The organism is Bradyrhizobium sp. WCU1 (assembly GCF_053474805.1).
In genome coordinates this window covers 4,854,068-4,866,671 of the sequence record NZ_CM130280.1, presented here as the reverse complement: position 1 = coordinate 4,866,671, position 12,604 = coordinate 4,854,068, and the positions used below count along the sequence as shown (strand labels likewise).

12 protein-coding genes are annotated in these 12,604 nt (G+C 62.0%); all 12 read right to left on the bottom strand.

The genetic code is table 11. The annotated features are described in order from the left end of the window. Window positions 1-13 precede the first annotated feature (13 nt). The gene (locus tag ACTUWL_RS22540; protein WP_021077074.1) at window positions 14-889 is read right to left on the bottom strand and encodes a nitroreductase family protein; all 876 of its coding nucleotides are present in this window, start codon (window positions 887-889) and stop codon (window positions 14-16) included. 24 nt (window positions 890-913) lie between these two features. Then, complete coding sequence (locus tag ACTUWL_RS22535) at window positions 914-2,026, bottom strand: ABC transporter substrate-binding protein (protein WP_307756218.1); 1,113 nt, start codon at window positions 2,024-2,026, stop codon at window positions 914-916. 370 nt (window positions 2,027-2,396) lie between these two features. Beyond that, a complete protein-coding gene (locus tag ACTUWL_RS22530; protein WP_021077072.1) occupies window positions 2,397-2,744 on the bottom strand; it encodes a DUF3088 domain-containing protein in 348 nt (115 codons plus the stop codon). A 418-nt stretch (window positions 2,745-3,162) separates the two neighbouring features. Further along, a complete protein-coding gene (locus ACTUWL_RS22525; RefSeq protein ID WP_021077071.1) occupies window positions 3,163-4,905 on the bottom strand; it encodes a SulP family inorganic anion transporter in 1,743 nt (580 codons plus the stop codon). Beyond that, a complete protein-coding gene (locus tag ACTUWL_RS22520) occupies window positions 4,905-5,960 on the bottom strand; it encodes a sulfate ABC transporter substrate-binding protein (protein ID WP_210256674.1) in 1,056 nt (351 codons plus the stop codon). Before ACTUWL_RS22520 ends, ACTUWL_RS22525 begins: the two co-directional genes overlap by 1 nt. Before the next feature lie 224 nt (window positions 5,961-6,184). Then, complete coding sequence (locus ACTUWL_RS22515; RefSeq protein ID WP_106940099.1) at window positions 6,185-6,955, bottom strand: phosphate/phosphite/phosphonate ABC transporter substrate-binding protein; 771 nt, start codon at window positions 6,953-6,955, stop codon at window positions 6,185-6,187. 71 nt (window positions 6,956-7,026) lie between these two features. Beyond that, window positions 7,027-8,085, bottom strand: coding sequence for a fatty acid desaturase (locus ACTUWL_RS22510; protein ID WP_106940080.1), 1,059 nt, complete (start codon window positions 8,083-8,085; stop codon window positions 7,027-7,029). Window positions 8,086-8,224: 139 nt separating this feature from the next. Further along, window positions 8,225-8,557 carry a hypothetical protein gene (locus ACTUWL_RS22505; RefSeq protein ID WP_146160330.1) on the bottom strand — a complete coding sequence of 111 codons (333 nt, stop codon included), beginning with the start codon at window positions 8,555-8,557 and terminating at the stop codon, window positions 8,225-8,227. A 391-nt stretch (window positions 8,558-8,948) separates the two neighbouring features. Continuing rightward, a complete protein-coding gene (locus tag ACTUWL_RS22500) occupies window positions 8,949-9,683 on the bottom strand; it encodes an ABC transporter permease (protein WP_307756217.1) in 735 nt (244 codons plus the stop codon). 34 nt (window positions 9,684-9,717) lie between these two features. Then, entirely contained in the window at window positions 9,718-10,575 is an 858-nt protein-coding gene (locus ACTUWL_RS22495; protein ID WP_021077066.1) for an ABC transporter permease, read from the bottom strand. Continuing rightward, complete coding sequence (locus tag ACTUWL_RS22490; RefSeq protein WP_021077065.1) at window positions 10,572-11,408, bottom strand: ABC transporter ATP-binding protein; 837 nt, start codon at window positions 11,406-11,408, stop codon at window positions 10,572-10,574. Before ACTUWL_RS22490 ends, ACTUWL_RS22495 begins: the two co-directional genes overlap by 4 nt. Continuing rightward, on the bottom strand, window positions 11,405-12,487 hold the full coding sequence (locus tag ACTUWL_RS22485) for an ABC transporter substrate-binding protein (protein WP_021077064.1): 1,083 nt from the start codon (window positions 12,485-12,487) through the stop codon (window positions 11,405-11,407). Before ACTUWL_RS22485 ends, ACTUWL_RS22490 begins: the two co-directional genes overlap by 4 nt. Between the last annotated feature and the right edge of the window lie 117 nt (window positions 12,488-12,604).

Below are 12,604 nucleotides of genomic sequence, written 5' to 3'. Positions count from 1 at the left end.
CGCGACTTGCACCTCATTTGAGTGGAAAGCCCAGGCCCCGCAGCTCCTCGACCAGGCGGTCCCGTCCATTCAGCGACCGGACCGATCCAAGCCGGTTGAGCACGGCTTGGGTCCAGCCGATCGCAGGCAATCCCTCGGCGGTCTGAAAATCGCGCAAGGTGGCGTCGTAGGCGGCGATTCCGGCATCATCGTCAGCCGTCGTGTAGCGCTCGCGATGGATGACGACGTCCTGGCGCAGGCGCGGCTTGACCCGGGCGGGCCGCGTCGGATCGGGATAGCCGATGCACAGCCCGAACACCGCAGCGGCCTGCGGCGGCAATCGCAATTCCTCGGCTACCGCCTGCGGCTTGTTGCGGATGGCGCCGATATAGACCGATCCGAGCCCAAGCGCCTCCGCAGCAACGACCGCGTTCTGGGCGGCCAACGCCGCGTCGACCACGGCCACGATGAACGTCTCGAGGAAGGGCAGTCCATCCTTGGGATGGTTCGCACTCCTTGCCAGGCGCTCTGCCCGCGACAAATCCGCGAGCCAAACCAGGAAAAGCGGCGCCTCGACGATATGCTTCTGCCCGCCGGCGAACTCGGCGAGGCGCGCCTTGCGCGCCTCATCCTCGACCACCACGACACTCCAGGTCTGGAGGTTGGAGGACGATGAGGCCGACTGCGCTGCCGCAACCAGCGTCTCCACGGTACCGCGCGGCACCGGATCCGGCCGATAGGCTCGCACAGAACGGTGGGCAAGGAGATTGTCGAGCACCCCGTTCCAAGCCTCGCCGATCAGAGGCAAATCCTTGCCGTAACGGGAGTGCAACGCCGCCGAAGCGGCATCATCAATCCCCGACGGGCCGGGCACCACAGTCGAGGCGGCCTTGCTTCTCGTGTTGCTCATCAACGCGATCCTCCGGGAAATTGCCTAGACGTCAATGTCGACCACGACGCGATTGGCAAGCTTGGCCGGATCCGTATTCGGCTTGATGATCGTGGCACGTTTCAGATCGCTCGTGATCTTCACGACCTCGCGACGCAGGTCTGCACCTGCCGGATGATGGCCGTGCGTGTGGCTGCGCAGCATCGTCGCCAGATCGGCGACCGCTACCTTCGGGGTGTACTTGGAAAATATCTCGGCAGCGTCATCTGGATGTTCGGCCACGTGATGCGCAGCTTCGCGGACGGCGAGGGTTAGCGCCTTCACCGCAGCGGGATCCGACGCCCAGAGCGAACTCCGCACGCCGAGCGTGCAGCACGACAGGTTGGCGTAATCCCCGCTCAGGTTCGATGCGATCTCGACGAGATCGCCATTGGCGCGCCGCTCCGTCAACCAGGCATTCGGGTCGGAGTCGGCGATCGCCTGTATCTCGCCGCGCTGCAGGGCGGTGAGCTGCAGATCGGCCGGAAATTCCCGCCATTGCACATCGCTCTGCGGATCGAGCCCGTTGTCCGACAGCAGAATGGCGAAGAAGTTGCGCGGAGGCCCGGAAATGCTGGAGACGCCGATCGTCTTGCCCTTGAGATCGGTGATATCCTTGAATCCGGACTCCTTGCGCACGAACAGCCGGGTGCAGCCGCCATGCAGGCCGGTGGTCAGCTTGACATCGATGCCCTGTTCCAGCGGCTTCAGCCAGTTGAGCAGCATGCTCGAGCCGGCATCTGCCTTGTCGGTCGCCAGCGACTGCAACATCTGGTCGGTGCTGCCTGCGAGCTGCAGGAACTCCACATCCAGATTGTGACGTGCGAAATGGCCTCGGTGCAGGGCGACGGGCACCGCCGCCGTGCAGATGCCCGTGCCATTGTAGGCAAAGCGGATGTGACGAGCCGGCCCCTTCGGGGCCTCGTCGGAATTCGCTACCCGACAGATCGGCGCTGCGCTCAGGGGATCAGCCGCCGGACCAAGACCCAACGCCGGAAAGGCGCGCGCGGCGCCCATGACGCCGAATGGCGCGGCGATGCCCGCCAGGCCGGCGAGACCGAGAAGGGCACGCCGCGACGGCGAGAATGGCTGATGTTGGTCTATCGTCATGATGCGCATTCCTGCTTTGCACTGTAGTCGCATATGCCCAGCCTGCCTGCGCGGCACAGAGCACCTGTCGTGTTCAACAGAGCGCTCATCAAGGCACGACATCCTGTCCGAAATGCTAGGTCCGGCATCCGATTGCGTCGATCGCAAAGTTTGCTTCAAACAGAGAGAGTTCATGTCGCTTTGCGACGAGCAATGAAAACAGCGTTGCTTATCGTCGCCGAAAATGTCGCCGCGGCGCCGGTCAGATACGCCGCCGCAACATCAGCGCCCGGCGTAACCGGGGTCCCCACCAAATCGGCGATAACGCAGTGGATCGACTGGCGGTCAGCGGTGTGAAGGCGGTGCGCCACATTCGAGGCCGAGCGCGCCTCGCCCCGCTTCACTGATGGATATATGGAAAGGAGTAACGTTCGGCCAGATATCGAAGGATGCGCTCTGACGAATCGATGAACCGCCGGCCGTTGACAACACCAGCGTCCTCGGGCACCGGCCCACTTTGGTCGAAAACCAGCACGGGCAACGATTGATGCAAATCACCGAGAATTTCGACGATCGGACCTCGCGGTCGCGCGAACGGCAAGCGCTGAACCTCGATCTGCGTGGCCAGACCCGGAAATGATGCGAGGAGACCTTCGATCGCATTGCAGTGCGGACAGACGAAGAACTTGCCGGCCTGCGCCGGGTCTTCGAATCCCGGCTTCAGAAGGAATAGCTGATCCTTGCTCATGTTGCTCACCTCGTACCCCGAGATAGGTCTTGCCCATCAGACCGTGCGCCCGCTGCACCGCGAACGAACCGCGATGTTCTGTAAAGCCGTCGCGGAGAACGCCGGGGCCGCGACGAGTGCGGCGGCGGAAACAGCAAGCGCGGCCGCGCGCCCCCACGTTCGCGACAGGGCAAAGGCACGAAGAGCACGACCCGCAAGCGTCGCCAGATTCATTGTAGAGACCTCCTTGCACCGTCGAGGAACGCTCGGATATTGAGGAAAAACGTTTCTATGCGCAATAAAACGTCAAACCAAAGTTGACTGCGACGATAGAAGGAATCGTGTTTCGCGAGCGCTTCAAACGGCGGCATCCTTGCAACGTCGGATGGATCCACGAACGATAACGCAGCCCTGAGACGTTCGCAGCGATCAACCGCGATCATACGCGATAATACAAGCGCGATCGGACGTTCGCCGCCTGCTCTTGCAGCTCTGACCTGATCTGCCTCACGGCCGCCAATGTGGCCGAGTCCTCGTCCGCGCCCTGCGCAAAGATGTGATCGGGCTTGATCCAGTCTGCGAAGCCCAGGCGGTCGAATGCCGCCAGCAAATCGGGACGAAGACCGGCGAGCCAGACCTCGATGCCGGCGTTGCGCGATTCCTTGAGAAATTGCTCGAGATGTTCGAGGCTGACGACATCCGGATTGCGCACGCGCTTGAGACGCAACAAGATGTGCCTGGCTTTTTCGCCCGAGGCTTGGTGCAGGATCAGATCGAGCACCTTGTGCAATTCCGGGCCGGCGCCGAAGAACAGTTCGCCTTCGAGATCGTAGAACAGAAACCCGCGATTTGAAGGCTCGGATGGCAACCGCTCCCGCACCACATCGTCCTCGTCGACAACGAGCTCTGCGGCCCTGATCTTCGCTGCGCGCGGCACGAATAACGCGATCGACAGCACGACGCCGATGATGATCGCGAGATCGAGACCGAATGCTATCGCCGACAAGGCAGTTATCACGATGACGCCGGCATCCACACGCGACGCGCGCAAGGCGTACGAGATGCGCTTGAAGTCAACCAGGCGCGACGCGGTCAACAACAAGAGCGCGGCGAGCGCAGGCTTCGGCACGTAGCGCGCAAGCGGCGCGAATGCGATGACGGCGATCGCAACGAACGTCGCGGTCAACATACCCGAAAAGCGCGTCGCGGCTCCCGCCTGGAAATTGATCGCCGAGCGAGACAGCGAACCTGATCCGGGCAGGCACTGAAAAAAACCTCCCGACAGATTGGCAAGTCCCTCGGCAAGACACTGCCGGTTGAAGTCCAACGGCTGTCGCGTCTGATGGGCGATCGACTTGGCGATGGCCAGCGCCTCCAGCAGCCCCAGGAACGCGATCGCCACGCTGTCGGAGAAAAGATCGAGCGCCCACCTCAACTGCACTTTCGGAATATGGAAGGATGGCAGGTCGGCCGGCACCGCGCCGGCGATTCCGATTGCCGTCTTGCCATCGCCACCGGGCACGGTCCAGCCGGCAAAATAGGCTCCGGTCGCGACGATCACCAGAACGGCCAGCATGTCGAACTGCGGCCATCGATTGCGCCGCACGACATGCCGAAGCGACACCGCCAGCACGAGCGTCACCAGCGTTACAACGACGGCCTTCATGTTAATGGTATCGCCGGTCGCGAGCGTCAACCAGAGCCGAGACAAGATGTGCTGGGCACCCGTCCCCTTGTCGCGTACGCCCAGCGCATTGCTGATCTGGCCCAAGGCCAGCAGCAGCGCGGCGGCGCTCATGAAACCGAGGATGACCGATTCCGAAATGTAGCGCGTGAGATCCCCGAGCCGCAAAACGGCGATAGCGATCTGGATCGTGCCGACCAAGGCTGCAAGCAGGAACATGGCCTCTGCTGCCTCGATCCTTTGATCGGCGTCGAAGATCGAGAGCGCGCTGAACACGACCAGCGAGATTGCACTGGTCGGACCGTTGATGAGGTGCGACGACGATCCAAATACCGAGGCGACAGCTGTGATCAGGATCGCGGAATAAAGGCCATAACGGGGGTCAACGCCCGCCAGAAGCGCATAAGCCATTGCTTGCGGCAGTGAGATCGCGGCGACGGTGAGGCCGGCGATCACGTCGCGTCGCAACGTCTGCGGGCTGTAGCTGATCCCGCCCATCATTTGTTCCGCAATGCAAAGGCGGCTTCCACGACGCCGTCTTCCGCGAAGAACCTGTCCTGCAGGTCGCTCCAGTCCTTGCCAATGGAACTGACTGGTATGAGCTTGATGGAGGGGAAGACCACGCCGATCTTCTGCGCGATCTCTGTCTTGTAGGGCCGGTATCCGAGCCGTGCGATCGTCTCCTGCCCGGCATCGCTGAACAGGAACGACAGATAGGCCCGGGCGTCGGCGAGACTTGCCTTGCGCACCGTATCGTTGCTTATCACGGCAACGGACGGTTCGGCGAGAATGCTGACCGGGGGATAGACGATCTCGAGAGCACCGTTTGAAGCCGCGACCTCGCGGATCGCCTCGTTTTCCCAGGTGAGATGCACGTCGCCGCCATCTGGATTCGCAAAGCGCAACGCTGCACCCCGCGCGCCCTCGTCGAACACAGGGACCTGTCGGAAAAGTGCACGGAGGAAAGCGACCGCATCGTCCTGCGTCCCGCCTCGTGTGACGGTCGCAGCCCAGGCCGCCAGCGACGCGAGCTTGCCGTTCCCCGACGTCCGAGGGTTGGGCATCACGACTTCCAGCTGTGGGGCGAGCAGATCCGGCCAGTCCCTGATTTGATGTGGATTACCGTGCCTGACGACGAAGACGATGGTCGACGTATAGGGCACCGCATGATTGGGAAACTGATCAACCCAACCCGGCTCGACAAGGCCCCGCTTGCGCAACGTCTCGATATCAGAGGCCAACCCCAGCGTCACGACGTCGGCCGGCTGCTCGCCATTGGCCACCTTGTGCGCCTGACGCGAAGATCCGCCATGCGATTGCACCACACGTAAATGGCGTCTCGTCTCCCGGGCATAGGCGGCGTCGAACAGGGGATTGATGGCCTGGTACAGTTCGCGAGTCGGATCATAGGAGACATTCACGATTTGGCGGTCGTCCTTTTCCGGAAGATTGACGGTCACAATGGCCGACAGGCCCGCGAGGGCGGCCACCACTGCGCCAACATTCACCCAAGTTTGGGAGCCTCCCACCACGGCCTCCGGATCAATCGACAACGGTCTATCGTGAGGCGACCTGTGCGCCTCTCTCTGAAAAATGACGAATTGCAGTAACCAACGATCGTAGAGCGGTCCAACCGGCTGTCCATGTCAAATTCCGCGCCACACGTAGATGAATGCTTCGAAAAAGGCGCCTTTAACAAATGACTTGCGCCTCGCGCCGAACGGTTCGTTGATGGTGGTTCGATCGGGTTGACGCTCACTCATGAAAACGGTGAGCTCTAGGCCAATTCGGGGTAACCCAGCTCTGCCGCTTCCGCCTCGTACGCGATCAGTCGCCCGTAAGCGGCCAGGTCCGGCGCGGAGACGTCGGTCAGATGCAGCGGCTCACGGATATGGCCGAGCCCCGGATCACGCGTCATCTCGCGCAGCGTCTCTGCGAGCACCGCGGCATCAGCCTCGGTTGTGACCGCCGACGTCACGAACGGCAACGACGGGCTCGGCAGCGTCTCTGCGAGGATCCGGTATCGTTTGGCGGCCATAGGCCGAAACTGTCGAAAATACCCCCACGTCACGCTGTCGATCGAACAGGCGTCGATCGTGGCCTCGTCGAGCCTTTGAAGACTTGCGACATGAGCCCCCGTCACTAGGACAGAGGAAAAGAACGGCTTGCCGCCGGCGATCCGCGCAAACGACAGACGGGGGAGGTTCATTCCGGTATTCGAGAACAGGCTGTTGCAGCCGAATACTCGCCCGCGCAGGTCCGCGAGCGATGCGGCGGCGTCGTCGGCGCGAACCATGACGAAGGCACGGTGATGCGAGCCTGCGCATCCGGGCATTGCATAATGCGGGGTCGCCAGGACGCGGTATTCATCGCCATGATACTTCAACAGCGGATAGCCGCAGACCTGCGTGAAGAGAACATGCGGTTGAGTGTCCGCCGCCTCGCCAGCAATGCGGCCGGCCGCCCTCACTCCCTTGCTATCGAGCCGATGCTCCAGCTCGGCCAGGAACGCGCCATTGGCGGCCGCCATCTCGGGAAGCTCGTACATCGGCAGATTCAGGACGCGACCAGCCCAGCTCAGTGTCTCCGGTTCAGTGCGGCCGCGCATACCGGTGGACCTCAAAACGTTGCGGGGGGCTGGCGCATCGATGCGTCGGGGTGACGAACCGAGCCTGGCGCGAAGCGATGCGGGTGAACCGGAACGAATACGGGCTTGACCAGCCAGCGCCGCGCGATCTCGCCGTAACCCCGGAATACGAATCCTCCGTTACGTGCCTTGATGTATTCGCGATGCTGCCGCCACACCCGGGGCACCTTCCACCACTGGAGTGTCGGAAAAGTATGGTGGACGGCGTGGAGGTTGTTCCACAGAAACAGCATGCCGAAAATCCAATTCGACTCGACGACCGCGGTTCGCTCCTCGGGCCGCTCACCCCACCGATGCTCGACAAAGCCGCGCATCATGCCGAACATCAGGCCGGGATAAACAAACACCGCCAGATACTGCAGAACGCTCACGCCGAAGGCTTCGACCACCAGCAGCACGAGCACGACGCCGATCAGATGCCGGCACCAGATGCCGGCGTTGGCGGTCTCGCCGGCGACCAGCCTCGCCATCTCCTTGATGAAAAGCCTTGGCGTGCACAAGATCGGACCGATGCAGATCCGGCCGAGGAAGGTCTGGTTGATCGTCAGCAGCCACCGGGAGAGATCGCCGAAGTCTTCCCAATCCTCCGCATCGTGATAGTACGATTCGGTGTCCTCACCAGGATAGGTGAGATAGCCGTTGCGATGGTGCTGCGAGTGCAGACGCCGATATAACTCGAACGGAAACCAGATCCCGATCGGGGGCCAGACCAGTGCTCGGCGGAGCCATTTCGGCACGCCCCGCATGCCGTGGATCGCTTCGTGCTGCAATGAGAAATGCCATTGAATGACATAACCGGCGACCGGCGCCATGACGTACCAGGGGACCTGGCGGTGCAGCAGAAGTAGGAGCAGCCAGCTGCCGTAAACGCCTCCGGCCACAAGGAAGGTGGGCCCATCGTGACGCTCGAACCAGGACACGGTGTCCGGCTCGTTGACGACGGGGTGAGGCCGGTCACCGGGTGGGCGAATTGCCGAAATCCCGCTCGTGACCCGATCACTCCGAACGTGTTCAAGCTCAAGCGACGACATCGAATTTCCATTTCGGCCAAGCAGGACGGGGGATTCCAGGGGCGCGGAAAGCATGACTGCGCGCATCCGAAGACGGACAGCGACCTTGTCGCCCGCTTCGGATCGGGTCAACGGAATGATTTACCGAATGATCGAACGATCAAAGTGGCGTTGCATTGCAGAGCCGGCATTCCTTAGTCGCGCGTTGCTCGCGAGAATACATCGCCTGCTCAAGCCGCGAACCAGGAAACAGGATTCCCGACTTTGGCCTCCTTGCCGCGATGAAGCGACTGTCCGCGCGAGCTCTCTGCAGGATTTGCCTGCGATCACTCGGTACAGCAGGCGAAATGTTGCCCCTTGCAGCCGAATTTTGGAATGGCAGCGGCGCCACGTTGATATCTACCGGATTTTCAAACATCAAAACCCGCGCCGATCCGGCATCGGTGATCAGAAAAAAAGCGTTGCCGTCTTGCCGGCTTTCAGCTCGCGGCAACAACTCTCGTTAGCCACAAAAGGTACGGCCCCAGTCTGGGGACCGGGGCCGAAGGGTACGCTCGAGTTCAGGAAGGAGGCGCGGAACCAACGGCGATACGTGAGCCGCCATTTAAACTCGACCCAAAGATTGCAGTTCAGCCTATTCCAAAGTGCGCAATAAAGTTGGGTTGCGTTGCCATGGACCGGGCATCGACACGTGTATAATTTTCTCGGCAGTTCCCAGGATTTTTGACCACAGTTACCTGGCGCTACCGGGCGAGTACGCGCCGACGAGGACGAAGAGCCGACACATGAAAACTCCTCAGCTTTCGACAAGAGCGCCGAATGCGTACTTCTCGAGGACACGTTGGTGAGCTTGGCCGGGTTCCTTTGGACTTGATGATCGTAGCTCAGGCTCGCGCCGACGCAGCTCGCCAAGGTATCAACCGCCGCTCCAGCCAACTCGCGCCACGATCGACCAGAAAACCAACCGAGCCGACGACGAGAATTCCGAGCATCACGAGATCCATGTCGAAGCGTTCGCGGCCGGCAATAATGAGGCCGCCGATGCCAGGGCCGGCAGCCATGAAGTATTCGGCACCGATGGTCGCGAGCCATGCATAGATCAACGCAAGATGCAGCCCGGTCAGCAGCGACGGCATCGCCGCTGGAAGATAGACATAAAGGATGAATTGCACGCGGTTGAAGCGAAACACCTCACCCACTTCGACGAGCTTGCGGGATGTTGCGTGAATACCCTCGACCAGGTTGAGAATGACGGGGATCGCCGCCGCGAGCCCGATGAAGACGATCTTGGCCATCTCATCGAACCCGAACCAGAGCGAGATCAGGGGAATCCATGCCAGGAGCGCGATCTGCTTCAGCCCATTGAACCAGGTCATGACGACGCGGTCCGCGATTGTGGAGAGGCCGAGCAACAGCCCGATCAACACCCCGGCGCCGGAGCCGAACACAAATCCGAGGAGATCACGGCGCAGGCTGGCGGCAAGCGCTTCAAGGAGCTCACCGCTCGCCAACTCCTGCCACGCGGTGGCGCCCACATGCTCGAGCGGCGGCAGGAACTGGCGGTTGACCAGGCCCGAATGGCTGGCGACCTCCCAGGTGAGCAGCAGGCCGATCGGCAAGACCAGCCCGCGACCGAGTGATCCGAGAGCGGCGCTACTGGACACCGTCAATCCGCCAGCGTTGCAGGCCGGTTTCGATCACGGCGAGGATCTTGTCGCTCACAAAGCCGATCACGCCGATCACGATCATGGCGACCAGCACGGTATCGAGCCAGAACATCTGACGGCCCCAGACCAGGAGGTAGCCGAGTCCCTCCGACGAGGCCAGCAGCTCGACGCTGACCAGCGCAATCCAGGCGTGGGTCAACCCGTAGCGCAGGCCCGTGAAGATCGGCGGTATCGCTCCCGGGAGGACGACATGGCGCAGCATCTGCAGGGGCGTGAAGCGGAATGTTTCTCCCACCTCGACGAACGCCCTAGGCACGTTCGCAATGCCCGCGCTGGTGTTCATGACCACTGGCACAAATGCCGCCTTCGCGATCACGACGATCTTGAGCCCCTCCCCGATGCCGAGCAGCAGCATCGCGAGTGGAATCCAGGCCAGCGCCGGCACTTGGGCGATCGCCGTGAACAGCGGACGGACATAATCGTCTACGCGCCGCGACAGCCCCATGGCGGAGCCGACGACCAGGCCAGCAGCCGCACCGATCGCGAAGCCCAACGCGACGCGCCGTAAACTGTAGCCCGCATGCTGGGCAAGCTCGCCGCTTGCGATCATGTCCCGCAACGTGTGCAACACATCGCCGGGGCGCGGCAGGATCTGCTCCGGAAGCCAGCCACGGTCGGTGCCGACGATCCAGATCGGGAGGGTGATGGCCGGCAGGATGAGCAACCAGCCAAGCTTCACGAGCTGACGAGGCACCACTTCACTGACGCGACCGGAGATACGTCGAAAACCCGCCGCCGCGGTGGTGCGAGGCTCAAGTGTCGTGCGAAGAGCTGCATCACTCATGCCGGGTCGCCGATCGGCGCGCCCCGGGCGCCGTCCTCTTCACCATCGCCGAGCGCGCGCAATACATCATTTCGAATTCGGACCAGATCATCATCGGTTCGCGACCTCGGCCTCGGCATGGAAATCGCGAAAATCCGCGACACACGACCGGGCCGGGGCGCGAGCACGATGACTCGGTCGCCGAGCAGTACCGCCTCGTCGACATCATGGGTGACCAGGACCATCGTGATCCTCTCGTGCGCCCAGATTCGCTGTAGCTCGACCTGGAGCCGTGCCCGCGTCAGCGCGTCGAGCGCACCAAAGGGCTCGTCCAGCAGCAGCAGCCGGGGGCGATTGACGAGGCCCCGCGCAATCGCCGCACGCTGGGCCATGCCACCGGAGAGCTGGTGCGGATATGCTTGCGCGAATCCATCAAGTCCGACCAACGTGATATGCGCGGCAACGGCCTCCCGTTTGGCCCGCTCGCTGAGCGGCGCATTCTTGAGACCGAGGGCGATGTTCTGGGAAACCGTCGCCCAGGGGAACAGTCGCGGCTCCTGGAAGACGATGCCGCGATCCAGGCTCGTCCCCGCGATCGCATTGCCATCCTGGTTGATGCTGCCACGAAATTCCGGCTCGAGCCCGGCGATCAGCCGCAACAGCGTCGACTTCCCGCAGCCGCTCGGCCCCAGCAGAACGACGAACTCGCCGGCTGCCACGTCGAGCGACACGTCCCGCAGCGCCTCAACGGGCGCGCCATTCACGACAAACGACTTGGAGACGTTGCGCACCTCCAGCCGCCCCTGTCCCTGGTCAGGGAATGCCGTTGTCCGCAGTTGCACGGCGACGTTCATTGTCCCGCCGCCTGCGGCCTTCCGCTCGCATCATATTCCTGCCAGTAGCCGACAAGACCCTGCTCCTTGAGCGCAATATCCAGGAATGAGCGGTCGAACCAGCCATTGAGGTCGACGTCGCGGCGAAGCAGACCGAACTCCCTCGCCTGCCTGGCCTGCACGCGATAGCTCTCGATGATCGATGCATCGATGATCGGGGTGTTGCGATATTTCAGCTCCTGGTTGGAGAAGTCAAAGCGATATCCTGACGCCGGGAAGCCTGTTCGGGCCGATATCTCAAAGAACGCCTCCCGGTTGGCTTCGTCCGACGCCCAGCGCGCAGCACGGACGATCGCCGAGACGATCTTCTGCGTGATGTCGGGATGCGCCTTGATGAAAGCGTCCTGCCCGATCAGCGTCGAATGCCGTTCATAGGCCGGATTGTCGCCTTTGGTGGTGTAGATGATCTCCGCGATATTCTTCTCGGCGAGGCTGGCCAGCGGGAAGTTGCCGAACGCAGCGTCGATATCCTTTGAAGTCAGCGCCGCATTCGTGGTCGCCGTATCCATATTGATGATCTGAACGTCCCGCTCCTGGAGACCGTTCCCGGCCAACACCTTGACGGCGGCGAGATGATTGTTGGTTCCGCGGAAAATAGAGACCTTGCGGCCACGGAGATCGGCGACCTTGCGGATCGCCGAGCCGAATGGAACCGCAAGATAGATCGGCGCATGGGCACCGGATGCGAGCAATATCCTGGTCTTTAGACCATTTGCACGGCCGATGATCTCGGGCAGATCACCCTGGATTGCGAAGTCGAGCTGGTTGTTGGCGAAAGCCTCATTGACGGCGGGGCCCGCTCCCTTGAAGAAATACCATTCGACCTTCACGTCCGGCCGGTCATGCAACGCCTGATCGAGATAATGCTCGGAATGGGCAACCGCCGCGGACGAGCCGCCGGAGAACTGGCGATTGTCGGCACCGACGGAAGCAAATCCGATCCGCACCGTGAGCGGTTCGGCGGCAAGCCCCGAGCTCGAACCGAACAGTAGACCGATCCCTGCAAGCAGGAGACTGAAGAGTTTGCGTTTTGCGATCATCAACACGTTCCTCGCCGCACCATCACCCGCCCGGCCTCATCGTCAGAGTATGACGATCCATGATCGCCCTGCGCAATCTCACAGATTTTTATTCTTGACGCGCAATGCGCTATTTTT

Excerpts from the sequence above, each read along its gene's own strand:
- ACTUWL_RS22530 (WP_021077072.1), bottom strand. The coding sequence starts at position 2,744 with ATGAGCAAGGATCAGCTATTCCTTCTGAAGCCGGGATTCGAAGACCCG.
- ACTUWL_RS22515 (WP_106940099.1), bottom strand. The coding sequence starts at position 6,955 with ATGTACGAGCTTCCCGAGATGGCGGCCGCCAATGGCGCGTTCCTGGCC.
- ACTUWL_RS22510 (WP_106940080.1), bottom strand. The coding sequence starts at position 8,085 with ATGTCGTCGCTTGAGCTTGAACACGTTCGGAGTGATCGGGTCACGAGC.
- ACTUWL_RS22535 (WP_307756218.1), bottom strand. The coding sequence starts at position 2,026 with ATGCGCATCATGACGATAGACCAACATCAGCCATTCTCGCCGTCGCGG.
- ACTUWL_RS22485 (WP_021077064.1), bottom strand. The coding sequence starts at position 12,487 with ATGATCGCAAAACGCAAACTCTTCAGTCTCCTGCTTGCAGGGATCGGT.
- ACTUWL_RS22490 (WP_021077065.1), bottom strand. The coding sequence starts at position 11,408 with ATGAACGTCGCCGTGCAACTGCGGACAACGGCATTCCCTGACCAGGGA.
- ACTUWL_RS22495 (WP_021077066.1), bottom strand. The coding sequence starts at position 10,575 with ATGAGTGATGCAGCTCTTCGCACGACACTTGAGCCTCGCACCACCGCG.
- ACTUWL_RS22540 (WP_021077074.1), bottom strand. The coding sequence starts at position 889 with ATGAGCAACACGAGAAGCAAGGCCGCCTCGACTGTGGTGCCCGGCCCG.
- ACTUWL_RS22525 (WP_021077071.1), bottom strand. The coding sequence starts at position 4,905 with ATGGGCGGGATCAGCTACAGCCCGCAGACGTTGCGACGCGACGTGATC.